This is a genomic window from Agarivorans litoreus (assembly GCF_019649015.1).
GTDB lineage: Bacteria > Pseudomonadota > Gammaproteobacteria > Enterobacterales > Celerinatantimonadaceae > Agarivorans > Agarivorans litoreus.
Genome location: NZ_BLPI01000001.1, coordinates 2,002,878 through 2,020,460, shown reverse-complemented (window position 1 = coordinate 2,020,460; position 17,583 = coordinate 2,002,878). Strand labels below are relative to the sequence as shown.

22 protein-coding genes are annotated in these 17,583 nt (G+C 44.5%); 17 read left to right on the top strand and 5 right to left on the bottom strand.

What is annotated here, in order from left to right; translation table 11 throughout:
• The first annotated feature begins 296 nt into the window (after positions 1-296).
• Together K5L93_RS09340 and K5L93_RS09335 are read left to right on the top strand one after the other, a co-directional pair.
• Positions 297-845, top strand: coding sequence for a GNAT family N-acetyltransferase (locus tag K5L93_RS09340; RefSeq protein WP_220719514.1), 549 nt, complete (start codon positions 297-299; stop codon positions 843-845).
• 52 nt (positions 846-897) lie between these two features.
• Positions 898-1,353: a YaiI/YqxD family protein gene (locus tag K5L93_RS09335; RefSeq protein WP_220719512.1), complete on the top strand. Its 456-nt coding sequence runs from the start codon at positions 898-900 to the stop codon at positions 1,351-1,353.
• Positions 1,354-1,418: 65 nt separating this feature from the next.
• Here the strand turns inward: K5L93_RS09335 and K5L93_RS09330 are convergent, their stop codons facing one another.
• Both K5L93_RS09330 and K5L93_RS09325 read right to left on the bottom strand, forming a co-directional pair.
• Positions 1,419-2,897, bottom strand: coding sequence for a methyl-accepting chemotaxis protein (locus tag K5L93_RS09330; RefSeq protein WP_220719509.1), 1,479 nt, complete (start codon positions 2,895-2,897; stop codon positions 1,419-1,421).
• 3 nt (positions 2,898-2,900) lie between these two features.
• The gene (locus tag K5L93_RS09325) at positions 2,901-3,746 is read right to left on the bottom strand and encodes a transporter substrate-binding domain-containing protein (RefSeq protein ID WP_220719507.1); all 846 of its coding nucleotides are present in this window, start codon (positions 3,744-3,746) and stop codon (positions 2,901-2,903) included.
• A 187-nt stretch (positions 3,747-3,933) separates the two neighbouring features.
• Here K5L93_RS09325 and K5L93_RS09320 point away from each other — a divergent pair, with 187 nt between their 5' ends.
• Positions 3,934-4,506 carry a pyridoxamine 5'-phosphate oxidase family protein gene (locus tag K5L93_RS09320; RefSeq protein ID WP_246615025.1) on the top strand — a complete coding sequence of 191 codons (573 nt, stop codon included), beginning with the start codon at positions 3,934-3,936 and terminating at the stop codon, positions 4,504-4,506.
• Positions 4,507-4,529: 23 nt separating this feature from the next.
• Here K5L93_RS09320 and K5L93_RS09315 read toward each other — a convergent pair whose 3' ends face one another.
• On the bottom strand, positions 4,530-5,021 hold the full coding sequence (locus tag K5L93_RS09315) for a MarR family winged helix-turn-helix transcriptional regulator (protein WP_220719505.1): 492 nt from the start codon (positions 5,019-5,021) through the stop codon (positions 4,530-4,532).
• Positions 5,022-5,165: 144 nt separating this feature from the next.
• Between K5L93_RS09315 and K5L93_RS09310 the strand changes: the two genes are divergently transcribed.
• The 8 genes from K5L93_RS09310 (at position 5,166) to K5L93_RS09275 (ending at position 11,049) form a co-directional block, all read left to right on the top strand.
• Entirely contained in the window at positions 5,166-6,158 is a 993-nt protein-coding gene (locus tag K5L93_RS09310; RefSeq protein ID WP_220719503.1) for an ABC transporter substrate-binding protein, read from the top strand.
• Positions 6,159-6,222: 64 nt separating this feature from the next.
• Positions 6,223-7,122 carry an ABC transporter permease gene (locus tag K5L93_RS09305; protein ID WP_220719501.1) on the top strand — a complete coding sequence of 300 codons (900 nt, stop codon included), beginning with the start codon at positions 6,223-6,225 and terminating at the stop codon, positions 7,120-7,122.
• Positions 7,115-8,332 carry a quaternary amine ABC transporter ATP-binding protein gene (locus K5L93_RS09300; RefSeq protein WP_220719499.1) on the top strand — a complete coding sequence of 406 codons (1,218 nt, stop codon included), beginning with the start codon at positions 7,115-7,117 and terminating at the stop codon, positions 8,330-8,332. Before K5L93_RS09305 ends, K5L93_RS09300 begins: the two co-directional genes overlap by 8 nt.
• Positions 8,333-8,415: 83 nt before the next feature.
• Positions 8,416-8,895 carry a GNAT family N-acetyltransferase gene (locus tag K5L93_RS09295; protein ID WP_220719497.1) on the top strand — a complete coding sequence of 160 codons (480 nt, stop codon included), beginning with the start codon at positions 8,416-8,418 and terminating at the stop codon, positions 8,893-8,895.
• A gap of 20 nt (positions 8,896-8,915) precedes the next feature.
• Positions 8,916-9,338 carry a GNAT family N-acetyltransferase gene (locus K5L93_RS09290; protein ID WP_220719495.1) on the top strand — a complete coding sequence of 141 codons (423 nt, stop codon included), beginning with the start codon at positions 8,916-8,918 and terminating at the stop codon, positions 9,336-9,338.
• A 227-nt stretch (positions 9,339-9,565) separates the two neighbouring features.
• Positions 9,566-10,087 (top strand): GNAT family N-acetyltransferase, encoded by a 522-nt coding sequence (locus tag K5L93_RS09285; RefSeq protein WP_220719494.1) that lies wholly within the window; start codon positions 9,566-9,568, stop codon positions 10,085-10,087.
• Between the two features lie 2 nt (positions 10,088-10,089).
• Positions 10,090-10,338: a DUF2164 domain-containing protein gene (locus tag K5L93_RS09280; RefSeq protein WP_220719493.1), complete on the top strand. Its 249-nt coding sequence runs from the start codon at positions 10,090-10,092 to the stop codon at positions 10,336-10,338.
• An 18-nt stretch (positions 10,339-10,356) separates the two neighbouring features.
• Entirely contained in the window at positions 10,357-11,049 is a 693-nt protein-coding gene (locus tag K5L93_RS09275; protein ID WP_220721490.1) for an aspartate/glutamate racemase family protein, read from the top strand.
• A 120-nt stretch (positions 11,050-11,169) separates the two neighbouring features.
• Here the strand turns inward: K5L93_RS09275 and K5L93_RS09270 are convergent, their stop codons facing one another.
• Complete coding sequence (locus K5L93_RS09270) at positions 11,170-11,370, bottom strand: cold-shock protein (RefSeq protein ID WP_016399963.1); 201 nt, start codon at positions 11,368-11,370, stop codon at positions 11,170-11,172.
• A 305-nt stretch (positions 11,371-11,675) separates the two neighbouring features.
• Between K5L93_RS09270 and K5L93_RS09265 the strand changes: the two genes are divergently transcribed.
• The 6 genes from K5L93_RS09265 (at position 11,676) to K5L93_RS09240 (ending at position 15,820) form a co-directional block, all read left to right on the top strand.
• On the top strand, positions 11,676-12,467 hold the full coding sequence (locus K5L93_RS09265; RefSeq protein WP_220719492.1) for a PhzF family phenazine biosynthesis protein: 792 nt from the start codon (positions 11,676-11,678) through the stop codon (positions 12,465-12,467).
• A gap of 31 nt (positions 12,468-12,498) precedes the next feature.
• Positions 12,499-12,855 carry a VOC family protein gene (locus tag K5L93_RS09260; RefSeq protein ID WP_220719491.1) on the top strand — a complete coding sequence of 119 codons (357 nt, stop codon included), beginning with the start codon at positions 12,499-12,501 and terminating at the stop codon, positions 12,853-12,855.
• Positions 12,848-13,732 (top strand): DMT family transporter, encoded by an 885-nt coding sequence (locus tag K5L93_RS09255; protein WP_220719490.1) that lies wholly within the window; start codon positions 12,848-12,850, stop codon positions 13,730-13,732. Before K5L93_RS09260 ends, K5L93_RS09255 begins: the two co-directional genes overlap by 8 nt.
• Before the next feature lies 1 nt (position 13,733).
• Complete coding sequence (locus K5L93_RS09250; RefSeq protein WP_220719489.1) at positions 13,734-14,336, top strand: glutathione S-transferase N-terminal domain-containing protein; 603 nt, start codon at positions 13,734-13,736, stop codon at positions 14,334-14,336.
• 164 nt (positions 14,337-14,500) lie between these two features.
• Positions 14,501-14,752 carry a hypothetical protein gene (locus K5L93_RS09245; RefSeq protein ID WP_220719488.1) on the top strand — a complete coding sequence of 84 codons (252 nt, stop codon included), beginning with the start codon at positions 14,501-14,503 and terminating at the stop codon, positions 14,750-14,752.
• A 27-nt stretch (positions 14,753-14,779) separates the two neighbouring features.
• On the top strand, positions 14,780-15,820 hold the full coding sequence (locus K5L93_RS09240; protein ID WP_220719487.1) for a Solitary outer membrane autotransporter beta-barrel domain: 1,041 nt from the start codon (positions 14,780-14,782) through the stop codon (positions 15,818-15,820).
• A gap of 303 nt (positions 15,821-16,123) precedes the next feature.
• Here K5L93_RS09240 and dbpA read toward each other — a convergent pair whose 3' ends face one another.
• Positions 16,124-17,512, bottom strand: a complete 1,389-nt coding sequence (gene dbpA, locus K5L93_RS09235; RefSeq protein ID WP_220719486.1) for an ATP-dependent RNA helicase DbpA — start codon at positions 17,510-17,512, stop codon at positions 16,124-16,126.
• Positions 17,513-17,583 lie beyond the last annotated feature (71 nt).

The following is a 17,583-nucleotide window of genomic DNA, read 5'->3' as shown; positions in this document are numbered from 1 at the left end:
GCTTACAGTAAGTTAGGGTTAAGCGCCAATATTGAGCTAGCAAAGCGGACTGCTGAAATCGTGCTAGTCTGAAGGCAACAAAGGGTAGTAACGAATTTTCGTCAGGAGTCACCTAATGAGTATAGCCGAGCGTTTGCTAGAGCTAGCATTTAGTTTACCTAAACCAACAGCTGCTAGTTATAGTCATTGTGGATAAACAGGCAATTTACTCTATGTTTCGGTTAAGGGGCGGTTGTAGGCTTACAGGAGCCGCCAAAGTTATCCTATTTAACTCTATATTAGTAACAAGAGGTAATATGTCGCAGTTCCCAATAAAGGCTAAAGATGGTCAAGACTTTCTGCTCCGGCTGCTCAATGAGCAAGATGCAACAGCATTAGGGGCGTTTTTTGTCGCCCTAAGTGAAGCCAGTCGTAGCCGCTTTGGACCTCATCCTTTGAGCAGTGAATATGCCCTGCATTTATGTGAAGCGCTTGCCGATGACAGCGCGCAGCGTTGGGTGATTGCCGATGGTGAAGTCATTGTCGGTTATTTGATCTTTGAACAAGAAATGTTAGAGCCTGAATACCAGCGCTATTATGTGCAGGGAGTTAGCTTACAAGCTGAGCTAGATGTGATACTTGCCCCCTGCATTGCCGATGACTATCAAAACGCTGGGCTGGCCATGGCGGCGATGCAACCCTTGATGGCTGAGTATAAGCGGCAAGGCGCCCGTAGCTTAGTATTGATGGGGGGAACTCAGCAGAGTAATCATCGCGCGCGGCATTTTTATCAACGTTGTGGCTTTGTTGAATATGGCGGTTTTCAAACCGATGTGTATAACATTGATATGCGCCTTATCTTGTAATTAGCTGCCACTTGGGCATAGTAGCGGCATTATTGTTCGAAGAGAGAATGTCATGAAAATTTGGGTTGATGCTGACGCTTGTCCAGTGGTGATTAAAGAGATTTTGTTCCGTGCCGCCGAACGCACCCAAATACCCTTAACCTTGGTGGCTAATCAATACATCAAAACGCCGCCGTCTAAGGTGATTACTAGCTTGCAAGTAAGCGCCGGTTTTGATGTGGCTGATAATGAGATTGTGGCGCGAGTGGCTGCTGGGGACTTAGTCATCACCTCGGATATTCCTCTCGCCGATGAAGTGATCACCAAGCGGGCTCAAGCCCTAAGTCCGCGTGGTGAACTCTATACAAAAAGCAACATTAAGTCGCGACTAAATATGCGTGACTTCATGGACACGATGCGTTCTAGTGGAGTGCATACCGGCGGCCCTGCTGCGCTTAGTCAAGCTGATCGCAAAGCCTTCGCCAGTCATTTAGATTCAATTCTTGCTAAATGTCGGCCTGCTAAATAAACGGGTTTAACAGAGAAAAAAGCTTAAGCAAAGGCTTAAGCTTTTTGAATGGTGTAACCTAGGACTTAGTACTTAAAGCGGTTGACCTGTGTGACGAGTTGATGACCTACCTCTAATAAATCTTCGGTGGCTTGTTGCAGTTGTTTGCTGTCTTCGCTGAGAGATTGTGCACCAAGGCTGAGTGATTCCATATCTGCTGTTACTGCACTTGTCACATTAGACTGCTCTTCACTGGCGCTGGCGATCATGGTAATCATGTCATTTACTGAATTCATTTCTTGGTTGATTTGTACTAGTGATTCACCGGTACCTTCGGCAGAAGAGATGGTTTGACTGACCATTTCTTTACCTGCTTGAGTGGCTTGGTAAGAGGTTTCAGCTTGGCTTTGTAAATCACCAATAATGGATTCGATTTCGGTAGTAGATTCATGGGTTTTACTGGCCAGGGCTCGCACTTCATCGGCTACAACGGCAAAACCTCTACCTGATTCGCCAGCTCGCGCAGCTTCAATTGCGGCATTTAAAGCCAATAAGTTAGTTTGTTCCGCAATGCCTTTAATAACATCCAATACGCTGCCAATGTTGTCGCTGACTTGTTTGAGGCTGGTCACTTCATCGGCGGTGCGATCAAGGTTTTTCACTAGCTCGCCCACTTGAGCAATATTTGCATCAATGGCTTTGTGGCCATCCATCGATAGCTGATAAGCTTGTTGAGTGCGAGAAGCTGTGCTCTCTGCATTACTGGCTATTTCTTTGGTGGCGATGCCTAGCTGTTGTAGGTTGGTTAAAGAGGTAGACGTTAGCTCTGTTTGCTCAAAGGTATTAGCGGTGTTTTTGTCATTAATTACTCGTACGCTTTCAGACACCAGTTCTAGCTGAGTCGCGGCTTCGGCCATGTCTTGCACAATGCTTTGTACGGTTTCGATAAAGCTATTGAAATTGTGGCCTAATTGACCAATTTCATCTTCACTGGTTACAGGAATACGCGCGGTTAAATCACCGTCACCTTGGGCAATGCCGGCCAATACATTATTCACGTTAGCAAGTGGCGCGATGATAACTTTGCGCAGTGCCAAGATAAGCAGCACGATAATTAGTGCAGTCATTAAAACAATAGTAAGAATATCTTTGCTTAACTCATTTATTAAAGCGGTATTGATGGCTTGTTTGGTTACCCCTATTTCAATCGTGCCTAGTGGTTTGCCATCCCAATCTAAATCAATAGTAATGGTTTCATCTGGACTAAAACCTGAGTTGTGATTTTCGGCCATTAGTTTGCCACGTTGATCACTTACCTTGATGCCTGCAATCATCGGTTCATCGATAAAGGCATCAATGGTGGCTTTAATTACATCAAAGTCATATACAAACACCGGTTCTTTCAGAATGATGCTCATTTGCTTGGTGAGAGCGAGTTTGTCGTTCTGGAACTGTTCATTTAGCGATGCGCTACTAAGCCAATAAAGTGCGCCGATTACAATCAGCCCAGACACGAGAATAACGATAACAAGTAGCGAGGCGAGTTTTGCGGTAATTGTTTTCATAAATTATTGTCCAGCCAGTGGGTCAAACCAAATTTTTTGCGGAATGGCATTCACTTTATCGGTAAGGTAGGGATTTTCTAAATCAAAAATAGTGCGCTTTTCTAGTTTGCCTAGCTCCAAAGCATTCTTCACATCTGGGTCGTTAAGAAACATTTTTTGATAACTGCCATCTTCAAACATTTGATAAAGAATATCGTTGAGGTGTGTGGCTAAGCGTTGATTGTCTTTTTTAACAAAAAAGAAAAATGGCATTTTGTAGCGCAGCATGACGTAGCTATCTACAGTTAGATTGTATTTTGCTTCGCGCTTCACTTCGCTCCACGGTTCAAAAATGCCGCGTGGGAAGTAATCACAACGGTCGGCTTCTAACATCGCAAAAATATTGCCATAACCAAGGCTTTTAGCCACTTTAATGCCGTTGGCTTCAAGAATGGCAGTATCAGCCCACAATTTACCTTGGCAGGGAATGTATTGGCGCATTTGCGCAAAGCTGGTCACTTGCTTGAAGATGTCACTTTTACCTTGCTCAACAATACCTAAGCGCATACCTAAGGTTCCACGGTAAATAGGGAAATAGACTGCGCTTTGCTGTTGTTCACGGTCGGCAGAGGTAGCAGTCCAAAATAGATCCAGTACTCCATCATTTAAATCGGCAACGGTTTTAGCAAAGGAAATCTCCCCTGCACTGCCATAGGGGTAACCCACCGAGTCATAAATATTGCTGCGTTTTACTATTTCTTTAGCTAGAACAAACGGCAGCGTTTCGGCATTGGGTGAGCCAGGAATGTTTAAGGTCTTGGCAAAGCATAATGATGGTAAAAACAGCAATAAAAAGAGAATTTTTTGCATATAGCCTCCTTGCATTCATACAGTTTAGATAGGTGGGTAGATGTGGTACACGATAAGATTACAAAGCGTGATTAAGGTCATGTTTATAATTCTTTGAGGACTGTTTTTTGCGCAATGTAGTGTGAATTCGTGATTGCTTGTTAATTTGGTAAGTAATTGAAGATTTAGTGATTGTTGAGGTAGACCTATGGGTAAGCAATTTGGTGCGATGATAACCCCGCATATTGAGTTTATCGCACAGCAAAAGATGTTTTTTGTGGCAACCGCTGCAGCCGAAGGTAAAGTGAATTTATCACCCAAAGGCATGGACTCGTTTCGGGTACTTAACCAGCAGCAAATTGTTTGGCTCAATTTAACTGGTAGTGGTAATGAAACTGCCGCTCACTTAAAACAAAGCTCACGTATGACCATTATGTTTTGTGCCTTTGAGGGCAAACCGGTGATCTTGCGATTGTATGGTCGAGCTAAAGCGCTACACCGCGGTGATGCAGAGTGGCAGCAATATATTGAATTATTTCCACAGCAAGTGGGGGCGCGACAACTTTACTTGTTAGACATTGATATGGTGCAAAGCTCTTGTGGCATGTCGGTACCTTTTTATGACTTTGTTGCACAGCGTGACGATTTGGCAAATTGGGCAAGCAAACAAGGCGAGCAGGGTATTAAGCGCTATTGGGCGAAGAACAATCAACATAGTTTAGATGGTGTTGCTAGCGACATATTAAATCTCTCAGGTCTTGCATCTGATAACAAAACTTAATTCGAACTGTAACTATTTTAGGGCTATTTGTTTAGATCTTTATCCGGTGCATTAATATCTAATAGCGGTGAGGCGTCGATAGATTGAGCGTCCATCATTGATGCAATATGCTGCAAAGATGACAGTATTTGCGTTTTTTCCCAGTCTTGTAAATTTTCAAAACGTTGAATAAATTCTTCATGCAGCAAGGGGGGGACTGTTGTAAGAATATTCATACCCTTCTCGGTGAGCCTTGGGTTGACAATGCGTCGATCCGATGCGCTGCGAATTCGCTCAATTAGTTGGCGCTCTTCTAAACGGTTTAAAATAGTGGTAACAGTAGCCTGGCTTAGTGATACCTCATCAGATAGATGTTTCACCGTTACGGTACCTAAATCTTCAATCGCTCTTAACACCATTACTTGTGGAATGGTTAATCCACAGGCTTTTACAATCCGTTTAGATTGTAGATCGGTAGCGCGAATAATTTTCCGCAAAGAAATGAGAACGTCTTGCCAGTAAACAGTTTTTTGCATAAGTGGTAGTGAGCTAAATTGGTATTTTTAGAAGTATATCCCATACTTAAAGCACAGGGTATACACAGCAGTTAATTTGAACTCTAATTATTTGAGGTGTATGATTCTAAGGGCTAAAAAGGCAAACAAAGGGAAGATAGGGATATGAAATTAAGATACGCAGCACTGCTTTTGGTTAGCGGTTTTGCTCAAGCGGAGGATAGTTGTGGCAGTGTAACGATTGCCGACATGAACTGGAGTTCTGCAACAGTTATTGCCAATGTAGATAAGTTTATTTTAGAACATGGCTATGGCTGTGAGGCTGAATTGGTGCCTGGGGATACTATGCCAACTACTGTCTCTATGATGGAAAAAGGCGAACCAGATATTGCTCCTGAATTATGGACTAACTCTGCTAAAGAAACCCTAGAGCGTGGTGTTGCTGAAAAACGTTTACGTTTTGCCGGTAAATCGTTATCAGATGGTGGAGAAGAAGGCTTTTGGGTTCCTCAATACCTAGTTGACCAATACCCTGAGATTGCCACTATCGAAGGTGTTAAAAAATACGCCAAATTATTTGTTCACCCAGAAAGCAAAGAGCTTTCGGCTTTCTATGGCTGTCCAGCTGGCTGGAACTGCCAAATTTCTGCTAGTAACTTATTTGAAGCCTTAGAGCTTGAGAAATCAGGCTTTGAACTGATTGACCCAGGCTCTGGTGCTGGTTTGTCCGGTTCTATCGCTAAAGCTTACACTCGTGAGCAAGGCTGGTTTGGTTACTACTGGGCACCAACTGCAGTACTAGGTAAATACAAAATGGTTAAAGTTGATACTGGTAATGGTATCGACGAGCAAGAATTCTTGACCTGTACTACTCAAGAGGGCTGTGAAAACCCTAAAGTAACGATGTACCCGCCTTCGGCAGTGCACTCGGTTACTACTGAAGACTTTGCTAGCAAAGCACCTGCAGCTTATGAATACATCACTAAACGCTCATTTACCAATGCGCAAATGAACGAGTTATTAGCTTGGATGGAAGATAACCAAGCCGATGGTGATGCGGCAATGTATCATTACTTAACAGAAAACCCAGATAGCTGGAAAGCTTGGGTACCCGAAGATGTTGCCGCTAAAGTGACTAAAGCTCTAGCAAGTATGTAATTTGAGCCATAAAAAGGCCAACCTTAGGTTGGCCTTTCGCGTTTTTATATAGAGGTAGTTTGTTATGGCGGATTCGTCATGGTTGGAACGTTTTCCACAAATGAGTCGAGCCGATCTCACCGTTATTCGTAAGTCTTTAGATGGTGCATATCGTGATTTTTCTCGAGAGTATGGTGAGGCCATCGAGTCGTTTTTTGATCCCCTGCTGCAATTTTTAGTTTGGTTTGAAAAATTGTTAATCACCACGCCTTGGTGGTTGGTATTAATTGTTTGTGCAGGCTTAGTATATTTAGCCAGTCGATCATGGAAGTTAGTCATTGGCTCAGTGGTGTCGCTGTTGTTGGTCGGCTACTTTGGCATGTGGGAAGACATGATGCGAACCATGAGCATTATTACCGTCTGTACCATGCTGGCGATTGCCTTGGGCATCCCCATCGGTGTTATTATGGCTCGCTCCAATCGTGCCCAAGCCATTATTACGCCTATGCTCGATGTTATGCAGACGCTACCCGCTTTTGTTTATTTGATTCCCGTAGTGATGCTATTAGGTATCGGTAAAATACCAGGGGTGATTGCGGTGGTTATTTACGGTATTCCTCCGGTGATTCGCTTAACTAATCTAGGCATTCGCCTTGTTGACAAAGAGGTTCTCGAAGCCGCTACAGCCTATGGGGCTAGTGCTTGGCAACGTTTGTTTGGGGTACAAATGCCACTAGCTATGCCAACCATTATGGCCGGAATTAACCAAACCATTATGATGGCATTATCTATGGTTGTTATTGCCTCAATGATAGGCGTGAAAGGTTTGGGCCAACCGGTATTAAAATCAATTACCAATCAGTATTTCACCTTGGGGCTACTGAACGGTTTAGCTATTGTTGCTTTAGCGATTATCTTTGACCGTGTGTCGCAAGCTTACGCTAAGCGAACCCAAGCTCACCTTCAAGGACTAAAGCATGACTGAGCCACTCGTTAAAATTCAGGGCTTGTACAAGCTATTTGGTGAGAATCCTAAACAGGTAATGCCGCGGGTTAAAGCCGGAGAAAGCAAAGATAAAATCTTGGCTGAAACTGGCCACACTCTAGGCTTAAAAGACATCAACCTCGAAATTCAGCAAGGTGAGATTTACGTCATTATGGGCTTATCGGGCTCGGGTAAATCGACGCTTATTCGTCACTTCAATCGCTTAATCGACCCAACTGAAGGGGTGATTAGCATTGAGGGCACCGACGTAATGAAGTTGAGCGCTAAAGAGCTGCAAGATTTTCGTCGCCATAAAATGTCGATGGTATTTCAACGCTTTGGTTTAATGCCACATCGCACCGTGATTGAAAACGTCGCTTATGGTCTCACCGTGCAAGGTGTGGCAAAAGAGCAGCGCGTGGCCAAAGCCCAAGAATGGTTAGATACCGTTGGTTTAAATGGTTATGAGCAGCAATATCCGACGCAATTGTCTGGTGGACAGCAGCAGCGAGTGGGTTTAGCCCGTGCTTTGTGTACCGATGCAGAGATCCTGTTGATGGACGAAGCTTTTTCAGCTCTTGATCCGCTGATCCGCAGTGAAATGCAAGATCAGCTAATCGAGCTACAAGAAACTTTACACAAAACCATTATCTTTATTACTCATGACTTAGATGAAGCACTACGTTTGGGCGACAAAATTGCCATTCTTAAAGATGGTGAAGTGGTTCAGCAAGGCACGCCAGACGACATTTTGCTGCACCCTGCCACCGATTATGTTGAAGCCTTTGTTAAAGACGTGAATAGAGCTCGCGCCTTAACCGTTGAAACAGTGATGCAGCCACCAGCTCGCCGGATTACTGCCGATACCATCAGTGAAGCCTTACAGCAGATGAAGAAAATAAAGGGGGATTATGCTTACCACGTAACCGAAGACGGTTATCAAGGTATTGTTACCCAAGACGCCTTAGAAGAGGCTTCAATCAACAAAGGTAATGAGCAGTTTGAGTCTTGTGAGTATCAAGATGTGCCCACAGTTTCACCTGATGCGATTATTGAAAGTGTACTTACCGAGAGTTTAGAAACCGAGTTCTCTCTACCGGTGGTGGATGAAGATGGCAACCTCAAAGGTGAGTTAACTCGTAGTTCAGTGGCTGAGGTGTTTGCAGACCCAGACAATGAACAAGAAACTGCCAGCACCGCTGCAAAATAATATTGTCAAATAGCCTTGTTAGAGTGTTCCTCACAAGGCTTTGTTTTTTTCAACAGTATAAAGCTTAATACTAGGAGATGGTTTTGAGTTTTACGATTCATCCCATTGATGCCTCACACAACCAAGCAGTTAAACAGCTGATTCAGTGTGGCGGCCGTGAATTTGGCGCTATCGGTGAGGGCTTTGGACCTTCTGATCCAGAAGTAGAAGCAATGAGCCTGAATTACAGTGAGCCTCAACGGGGTTATTGGGTGGCATTGCAGCAAAACCAAGTTGTAGGCTGCGGAGGTATTGCAGAATTAGACGATGCTTCAAAAACCTGTGAGCTACGTAAGCTGTTTGTTAATCCACAATGCCGAGGCCAAGGTATTGGTAAGACCTTAGCCCAGCATTGTTTACAAGAAGCTAAACTGCGCGGTTACCAGCAGTGCTACTTAGATACCTTAAGCACCATGGAGTCGGCGATTGCTTTATATCAGTCTCTAGGCTTTTACCGTCTGTCAGAGCCTTTTGTTAATAGCATTCACAGTGGTTGTGATGTGTGGATGATGAAAACATTGTAAATACTTTATTGAGAGAAGTAATGCCTATCCAGTTATTCGAGCCTGAAGATGATTTAGCTAAACTTGCCGACGTCATGTTGCTGCTTCGCCCCAGCTTTAGTAAGGAGCAGTTGATTGAGCAAATCGGCGTACAGCTACAGCAGGGCTACCAATTGGCTTATTTAACCATGGATGAGCAAGTTGTTGCGGTGGCCGGCTTTGTTATCGGTTGGAAGCTGTCTTGGGGAAAACATTTGTATTTAGATGATTTAGTCACGATAGAAAACGCCCGTTCTAAAGGTATCGGTTTGCAGTTGCTACAGTGGTTGGAAAATTATGCTAAACAACAAGGCTGTGAGCAGTTTCATTTAGGCTCTGGTGTGCAGCGCTTTGGTGCGCACCGTTTTTATTTACGTAATGGTTTTGATATTAAGAGCCATCATTTTACTAAGCTATTCGCTTAGGCTGAGTAAAGGGATAAATAAAGTTAGACCTATAATTAGAGCAGCCAAGAGCTGCTCTTTTTTAATAGTGAATCGTGAGTTAGTCTTCCCTAGTCTGACACTTCTGAGAAAGCATGGCTCACTAAGCCTTGTTTCAGCGCAATTTTGATGAAAATATTAGTTGAAGTTAGGGTGAAATTATTTGCGTTGGCTTTGTGGGTTTATTCAATTGATGTAGGTAGGAATAGATGATTAGAGACGCTCAAGGCAGAGACAGTCAGCAGATTTGCCAAATCTATAATTATTACATTGAGACTAGTGGTGCTACGTTTGAAGAGCAGCGCGTGAGTCAAGGTGTTATGGCAGAGCGTATCGCCAGTATTCAGAAACAACTGCCTTGGTTGGTATTTGAAGAAGCTGGTGAGATCCTCGGATACGCCTATGTGAGTCCTTGGAAGCCGAGGAGTGCTTATCGCTTTTCCGTAGAAAGCTCAATCTACATTGCCAATGGTGCAGCAGGTAAAGGCATCGGTAAGAGATTGTATCAAGCCTTGTTAGAACGATTATCTGACTATCCTATAAGCACGGTAATTGCAGGTATAGCGTTACCAAATCCAGCAAGCATTAAACTGCATGAGTATTTGGGCTTTCAGAAAGTGGCAGAGTTTGAACGAGTGGGTTTTAAGTTTGGCAGCTGGATAGACGTGGGCTATTGGCAGCAACAGATAAAAACTGAAGAGCAGATTAATCAGAGCTTGATTAAGGACTAGTCATGTCAAAAATAGAGTTTTCTAGTGAGCAGAAAACAGCCTTGGTAAACAAAATTCAAGGCTATTGTGAGCAGCAATTGGACATTGAGATAGGCCAGTTTGATGCAGAGTTTTTGTTGGATTTTTTCTCTAAAGAAATAGGGGCTTTTTACTACAATCAAGGCTTACAAGATGCTCAAGCAGTAGTACAAAATCGCATTGACAGTATTGCCGACGAGCTCTATGAAATAGAGAAACCCACTAAGTGGTAATAGGAGAGATAGTTGGCGATGAAAACCATTGGCATTATTGGTGGTATGAGTTGGGAATCAAGCCTTAGCTATTATCAGCAGTTAAATGTTGCCATTAAACAGGCAAAGGGTGGGTTGCATTCGGCGAAGGTTAACTTAGTGAGCGTAGATTTTGCTGAAATAGAGGCTTTGCAGCATCAAGGTAACTGGGCTGCCTTAGCCAATAAAATGGTGGGCGCCGGGTTATCGGTGCAAGCTTCGGGTGCTGACTTTTTATTGATTGCCACTAATACCATGCATAAAGTCGCGGCAGAAGTGGAGCAAGCGCTGCAGATCCCTTTATTACACATCGCCGATGCAACCGCTAATAAACTGCTGGAAGATGGTATTAAGAAAGTAGGGTTATTAGGCACCCGCTTCACTATGGAGCAAGATTTTTATAAAGGTCGACTAGAGCAGCGTGAATTAGACGTCTTGGTGCCACAAGAAAAGGGAATGGAGATAGTTCATCAGATTATCTATCAAGAGCTGTGTTTAGGTAAAATCAATGCTGACTCTCGAGAGCGATATTTGGCTGAAATTGCTGAGCTCGCAGCGCGAGGTGCCGAGGCGGTGATCTTGGGATGTACTGAGATTGGCTTATTGGTACAACAAAGCCATTGTGACTTGCCTTTATACGATACCACGGCGATTCATGTTGCAGCCGCTGCAGCAGAGTCTTTAGCTAATTAAGATAAACAGCCCCTAAAGGCCGGAAAACAAAAAACGGCCCGTAGGACCGTTTTTTTAAGCTTAAAGCTAGTGTCTAATTAATCTGAAGACTAATTGGAGACTTATGCCTTAAAAGCCAGATTAAGCAACTTTTACGTTAGCAGCTTGAGGGCCTTTTGGACCTTCTTCTACTTCAAAAGTAACTTCTTGGCCTTCAGCTAAAGTTTTGTAACCTTCGCTTTGAATAGCACGGAAGTGTACGAATACATCTTTACCGTCTGGACGCTCGATGAAACCAAAACCTTTTTGCTCGTCGAACCATTTTACGCGACCTGTAGCCATGAGTAATCTCCAAAAATAATAAATAAAATTTATCCGAAAATAGATAAATCTAGGGTGCCGAAAGATGCAGAAATTACTGACGAACAAACAGGGTGAAATTGCGAAAAATCAACGTATTTGTATGGGGCATAAATATCCGCTGTAACCTTTACCAGCGAGCGAAGTGTAACGTATATTGGGGTAATGTAAAGGTGTATTCGTGATCTTTCGTCAACTGTTCAGATCAGTTGGGTGACTTCTCTTGAGCTAAGCATACCGGCGGGCTTGCTAACCATTAGACTTTAGTTTAATCAATAAGGACTGTTATGAGCGTAAAAATGCATCAGGTAGATAGCTTTACCCGTGATCTTTTTGGCGGTAATCCTGCTGCGGTTATTGTCTTAGAAGCTTGGTTAGAAGATAGCGTAATGCAGGCAATTGCTATTGAAAATAACCTTTCTGAAACAGCCTTCTTAGTAGCCGACGAACCGGGCTCCTACCTTATTCGTTGGTTTTCACCAATCTGCGAAATTGACTTCTGCGGCCATGCTACATTGGCAGCAGCCCATGTTTTGTTTAATCAACAGCCAACACTGCAACAACTCCACTTTACTACCTTGCAAGTGGGTGAACTAAAAGCGCGCCGTGGTGATAGTGGTTTAATTGTAATGGACTTCCCGAGTTGCCCGCCACACATGGAGTTTGAAACGCCGTCGGCTTTGCTTGATGGTGTATCGGTTAAACCCACTGAAGTATGGCGAAATCAACAAGCGTATTTCCTGGTCTACCAACAACAGGCCCAGGTAGAGGCCCTAGAGGTTGACTTAGAGTTACTCAAAACCTTAGCGCCTTATGATGTTGTAGTAACGGCCCCCGGTGAAGAACATGATTTTGTTTCACGCTATTTTTGGCCAGCCAATGGCGGTGCTGAAGATCCGGTCACGGGTTCAATTCATGCGGGTCTCACACCGTTTTGGACTAAGCGTTTGGGTAAAGATGAGCTACTGGCTTATCAAGCTTCTACGCGCGGTGGAGTATTACATTGTCAGCAGCTTGGCGATCGAGTGGCTATTGCAGGTCATGCTAAAACCTATTTTGAAGGCACTGTGTTTTTGTAATTTATTCAAATGAATAGCCAAGGAAAGCGTAATGAATCAGCACGAAAAATTAAACTATGTTGAGTTTCCCAGCAGTGATTTAGCGGCGACTAAACAGTTTTTTAGCCAAGCCTTTGCGTGGCAATTTGAAGACTTTGGCGAGCAATATACGGCCTTTTCTGGTCAAGGTTTAGATGGCGGTTTTTTTCACGCTCCGTTAGCTTCTAGTACGGCAAATGGTGCTGCTTTACTGGTTTTTTATAGTGAACAACTTGAGCAAACCTTGGCTAAAGTGGAAGCGGCAGGGGGAAGAATAGTAAAAGACATTTTTAGTTTCCCTGGTGGTCGACGTTTTCATTTTTGCGAGCCTAGTGGTAATGAGTTTGCGGTATGGTCAGACAGTGAATAAAACATCCCCCATTGCAACTTGGTTGGCTACCGTGGTGGCCTTAATTGCATTTGCAGGTAACTCGGTGCTATGTCGCTTAGCACTCGGCGAGCCGCAAATTGATGCTGCTAGTTTTACCGCAGTGCGTTTATTAGCGGGCGCCGTTACCCTAGCAATATTGCTTAGCCTTAAGCCATCTTCTGGCAAGGCTCAAAGTAAAGGCAGTTGGTGGTCTGGTTTAATGTTGTTTAGCTACGCGGCTTGCTTCTCTTTTGCTTACCTTTACTTAGACACCGGCATCGGTGCATTAATATTGTTTGCTGCGGTGCAGCTAAGCATGGTGGGCATATCGATAGTTAACGGTGCGCGCTTACGTTTGGGCGAGCTGGCAGGCATTGTTTTGGCGTTTAGTGGTTTGATTATTTTGCTCGCACCCAGTGAGCAAGCGTCGGTATCGGTGCTAGGTTTTATACTTATGGTGGTGGCAGGCTGTGCCTGGGGTGTTTATACCTTAAATGGCCGCGGTTCATTAAGCCCTAGTAGAGATACCTGTTTTAATTTTTGGCGTAGTTTACCTTTTTTAGTGGTATTACTGCCTTGGTTGGTGAGCCAATCAGCCTTAAGCACTTATGGCTTGCTACTGGCACTTAGCTCTGGCGCGCTAGCGTCGGGACTCGGTTATTGGATTTGGTACATCGCTTTGGGTGGATTGTCGGCGAGCCAGGCTGCGGTGTTGCAGTTATTGGTGCCACTTATTGCTGCTTTAGGTGGCTGGGCTTTTGCCAGCGAGCCGCTTGGATTTAGCTTTATGCTCTCGGCGGGTTTAGTATTAGGGGGTATTTTGCTCACTATTTACAGTCGGCAGCGAGGACTAAAAGCCGCTGTGCAAGGAGGCTAATATGGCGCAACATTATCAACTTGTTGTAGGGCGAGACTCTACTTGGTCATTGCGGGCTTACCTTTGTATGCATTTGGCAGATCTGGAGTTTAGCTGCAATGCCATCCTACTTGGTGAAGCGGGCTATCAGCAGCAACTCGCTAAGTTGTCACCCAGTAAACTCGTACCGGTGTTGCACGTCGATGATTTGGTCATTCATGACTCTTTGGCCATTAGCGAGTACTTAAACGAACAAGCTTCAGGCAAGCTTTACCCTGTTCAAGCCGATTTACGTGCTCAAGCTCGTAGCTATTTGGCGGAGTTACATGCTGGCTTTACGGCAATTCGCCAAGGCTTACCTTTTCAGTTTGAAAAACAAGCCCGGCCAGCCAGTTTATCTGTTGAGATTAATACCGAAATAGCACGTTTGAGCGAGATTTGGCAGCAGTTCGACGGCTGCTTTGCCTTTAATCAAGCCGGCGCTGTAGATGCTTTTTATGCGGTTATGGCCTTACGCTTAGCCAATTATGGTATCGAGCTTGATGGCGCTGCTGGGCGTTACCAGCAGCACCTTATTTCTTGGCCGCTATTTCAGCGAGCGATAAACTCAGCGAAGCAGTGGTAATGGATAAGCCCTTAAAGCCTGAATTACAAGCCGCCATTGCACGCTATCCTGCAGCGGTGCAGTAACAAGTATTAAGGCTAAGAACCGAGATACTGGCAGTTGCTACAGGTTCTGAAGGGGTGGGAGAGCTGTTAGAAACTTTAAAGTGGGGAGAGCTGTCCTTTGTGACCGAACAAAGCAAATCGGGCAGTACTTTACGGGTTGCGTGGAGCACCAAGCAGGCCGAGTATTTGGGTTTATATGTAAACTGTAAAACGAGCTTGGTGGACAGCTACCAAACCTTGTTTCCTGGGTTGTTTGTTTATCAAAAACAGCGGGCTTTGCTACTCCCTTTAGACTCAGCATGGCCTTTGGAAGAGTTGCGGATCTGCATTTCTATGGCTCTGCGCTATCATTTAGATAAAAGAAAACGCTAATTACTCAGCGTTAAGCAGGAGGCGTCGTTGCAGTTTTATTCATGGATGCATGCTATTAACGCTCGCAACAATTGGCTGGTTGCTAGTTTGATATTAGCTGCTCTGCCTAGCCACGCTGCATTGGTGGACGGGCACTTAGAAGATGAGATATTGCCGATATTGCAGCGTAACTTAGCAGGCACCTTTGCCGCCGATGCGGTGATTCATGACCGTGAAACGGTAACCATTGGTTTTGTTAACTTTGACCCTTCTGGCTTTATTCCCATTGATGATGACAACTTGGGTGGCGATGACGCTAACCGACTGAAAAATGAGCTGAAAACCATCACTTTACCTTTAACGCTAGCTTTGCCTTGGCATGGAAGCGTATGGGAAAGTTACGTAACTGGACGTTTGGGGTATACCCAGCGTTTTCACGATATCAGCTTGTTCGAAGAGTTAGATCCAAGCCGCGATCATGAAAAGCTTAAAATCTATTCCGCATTTTTTGCTGGTGGGGTGCATTGGGATGGCCTGAAAAATTGGCGATTTACTGCTGAATTGGGAGGCAGTATTCGACGTTTAGAGCAAGAGTACACCTACAATAATGCTATCAGCCAGATTTTTCAGCCAGTATTTGATGGAGTGTTAACTAATTTTTCGCTGAACACTTGGATGTTACAGCCTAGTCTAGCCCTGCAGTATCAAAAGAGATGGAGTAAACACAAACTTAAATACCGCTCGCGTTATGCATATATGCATGGCGAGAGTTTTGGTTCAGATATTCCCCCGCATCAAGTTGATATTAAGGCTAGTTCTTGGAGAAATACGCTGTATTACTCTCATCCCATTGGGCGCATGTTGGATATTTCTTTTGCCGGGCAGCTTTCTGCATCTCGGGTTGACCTAAGTGGTAATACTAATGAGGCCTTTCAAACACCGCATTATTACGAGTTTGGTCTTGATTTGTTAATGGGCACAGGTGCTTATGGTGAGGGTTGGTTAGATAATGTGAGTATAGGTTTGCTGTTTAATTATGGTAGTGTGCTGAAAGGCGGCAGCCTAGTATTTAATTACAATACTTATTAGGGGCTGTTGATCTTTGGTGTTGAAATTTTGTTCGAGATAAACGGGCTTTAATCGCGGCGAGCACTTAGAAGCCTAGTGGGCTAAGTAAGAAGTGCTTAACAAAGAGTAAAGTTCGCTTATCCGAACCCTTCGGGCAGCATTTCTTAGCCATTTATTCAGCGTTAGCGAGTGATTATTAAGCCCACTTAACTGCACACTCACTGCCTTGCCTAAATGGCTAATAAATTGCTGCAAAAACCATCAGCAAAGATCAACAGACCCTAAACAACTCGCCAGGAAAAACTGGCGAGTTGTTAGCAACTATTAGCAAGGCAGATGGCGAACTCTAAAAGAACGTCCTTTCATTTTTCCGTCTTCTAGCTTTTTGCGTGCGCGTTTAAGAGCGTCTCGCTCTACAGCCACATAAGCGCGGTTATCAAACAAATTAATTTTGCCTACTTGTGCGCCAGCAATGCCATTTTCACCGGTGAGTGCGCCAAGAATATCTCCAGCGCGTACTTTCTGCTTTTTACCGCCATCTATTTGCAAGGTAGCCATAAGCGGTGCGGTTGGCTTTTTGTTGAGCAAAGCCATTGATGGAAGCTCTTCATCATTAATGCTACGGCCTAGGTAGTCTTCAAGTAAGGCCACTTTATAGTGCTCTTTATCGCTAAAGAAAGAACAGGCAATGCCTTTGCTGCCGGCACGACCAGTTCGGCCAATGCGGTGCACATGCACTTCGGTATCGCGCGCTAAGTGGTAGTTGAATACTGCATCTAAAGAGTCAATATCTAAGCCACGAGCGGCTACGTCGGTAGCCACTAAAATTGCCGCACTGTTGTTGGCAAATTGCACTAAGGTTTGGTCTCGTTCGCGCTGCTCTAAATCGCCATGCAGGGCTAAAGCGCTAAAACCGAGTAAGCTAAGTTCATCGGCCACTTCTTGTGCTTCTCGCTTGGTATTGCAAAACACAACGCTGGATTTAGGGCGATGTTGTAATAGCAATAAACGCAACGCTAGCATTCGCTGTTCATTATCATCTACTTTAAAAAAGTGTTGGCTAATAGAGCTATTGTCGTGGGTGCTGGCCACTTCTACCCGCACTGGCTGGTGCATAATGTTATTGGCGATACTTTCGATTTGCTCGGGGAAAGTAGCACTAAATAACAAGGTTTGGCGCTGCTTAGGCGCTAATTCAATAATCGCATCAATGGCCGATTGAAAGCCCATTTCCAGCATGCGGTCGGCTTCATCTAAGATTAAGTTTTTCACGTTGTCTAAACGTAATGTGCCTTTGCGTAAATGCTCTTCAATGCGCCCCGGCGTGCCCACTACAATGTGCGCACCGTGCTCTAAAGAGCCGATTTGCGGGCCAAAAGGCATGCCGCCACATAGGGTAAGCACTTTAATGTTGTGAATACTGCGCGCCAATTTGCGAATTTCTTTGGCCACTTGGTCGGCCAGTTCGCGAGTTGGGCACAATACTAAAGTTTGAATGCGAAAGCGTTTTACCTTTAAGGCATTTAGCAAGCCTAGGCCAAAGGCGGCAGTTTTGCCCGAGCCGGTTTTGCCTTGGGCAATCACATCTTTACCTTCCAAAATCAGCGGTAGGCTTTGCGCTTGAATCGGCGTCATTGAGCTATAACCCAGAGTCTCTAAGTTTTTAAGTAGATCGGGGTGTAGGGCAAGAGTGGAAAAATCTGTTTGGCTCACAATGGCGTCCTCTTCGAGGGAAAAATAAAAGTGTTACCGCTGCTGCTTTAGCATTGGGGGCGCGATAATAG

What these genes read in the sequence shown, in the direction of transcription:
- K5L93_RS09340 (WP_220719514.1), top strand. Translation starts at nt 297, where the DNA reads ATGTCGCAGTTCCCAATAAAGGCTAAAGATGGTCAAGACTTTCTGCTC.
- K5L93_RS09335 (WP_220719512.1), top strand. Translation starts at nt 898, where the DNA reads ATGAAAATTTGGGTTGATGCTGACGCTTGTCCAGTGGTGATTAAAGAG.
- K5L93_RS09330 (WP_220719509.1), bottom strand. Translation starts at nt 2,897, where the DNA reads ATGAAAACAATTACCGCAAAACTCGCCTCGCTACTTGTTATCGTTATT.
- K5L93_RS09325 (WP_220719507.1), bottom strand. Translation starts at nt 3,746, where the DNA reads ATGCAAAAAATTCTCTTTTTATTGCTGTTTTTACCATCATTATGCTTT.
- K5L93_RS09320 (WP_246615025.1), top strand. Translation starts at nt 3,934, where the DNA reads ATGGGTAAGCAATTTGGTGCGATGATAACCCCGCATATTGAGTTTATC.
- K5L93_RS09315 (WP_220719505.1), bottom strand. Translation starts at nt 5,021, where the DNA reads ATGCAAAAAACTGTTTACTGGCAAGACGTTCTCATTTCTTTGCGGAAA.
- K5L93_RS09310 (WP_220719503.1), top strand. Translation starts at nt 5,166, where the DNA reads ATGAAATTAAGATACGCAGCACTGCTTTTGGTTAGCGGTTTTGCTCAA.
- K5L93_RS09305 (WP_220719501.1), top strand. Translation starts at nt 6,223, where the DNA reads ATGGCGGATTCGTCATGGTTGGAACGTTTTCCACAAATGAGTCGAGCC.
- K5L93_RS09300 (WP_220719499.1), top strand. Translation starts at nt 7,115, where the DNA reads ATGACTGAGCCACTCGTTAAAATTCAGGGCTTGTACAAGCTATTTGGT.
- K5L93_RS09290 (WP_220719495.1), top strand. Translation starts at nt 8,916, where the DNA reads ATGCCTATCCAGTTATTCGAGCCTGAAGATGATTTAGCTAAACTTGCC.
- K5L93_RS09285 (WP_220719494.1), top strand. Translation starts at nt 9,566, where the DNA reads ATGATTAGAGACGCTCAAGGCAGAGACAGTCAGCAGATTTGCCAAATC.
- K5L93_RS09280 (WP_220719493.1), top strand. Translation starts at nt 10,090, where the DNA reads ATGTCAAAAATAGAGTTTTCTAGTGAGCAGAAAACAGCCTTGGTAAAC.
- K5L93_RS09275 (WP_220721490.1), top strand. Translation starts at nt 10,357, where the DNA reads ATGAAAACCATTGGCATTATTGGTGGTATGAGTTGGGAATCAAGCCTT.
- K5L93_RS09270 (WP_016399963.1), bottom strand. Translation starts at nt 11,370, where the DNA reads ATGGCTACAGGTCGCGTAAAATGGTTCGACGAGCAAAAAGGTTTTGGT.
- K5L93_RS09265 (WP_220719492.1), top strand. Translation starts at nt 11,676, where the DNA reads ATGAGCGTAAAAATGCATCAGGTAGATAGCTTTACCCGTGATCTTTTT.
- K5L93_RS09260 (WP_220719491.1), top strand. Translation starts at nt 12,499, where the DNA reads ATGAATCAGCACGAAAAATTAAACTATGTTGAGTTTCCCAGCAGTGAT.
- K5L93_RS09250 (WP_220719489.1), top strand. Translation starts at nt 13,734, where the DNA reads ATGGCGCAACATTATCAACTTGTTGTAGGGCGAGACTCTACTTGGTCA.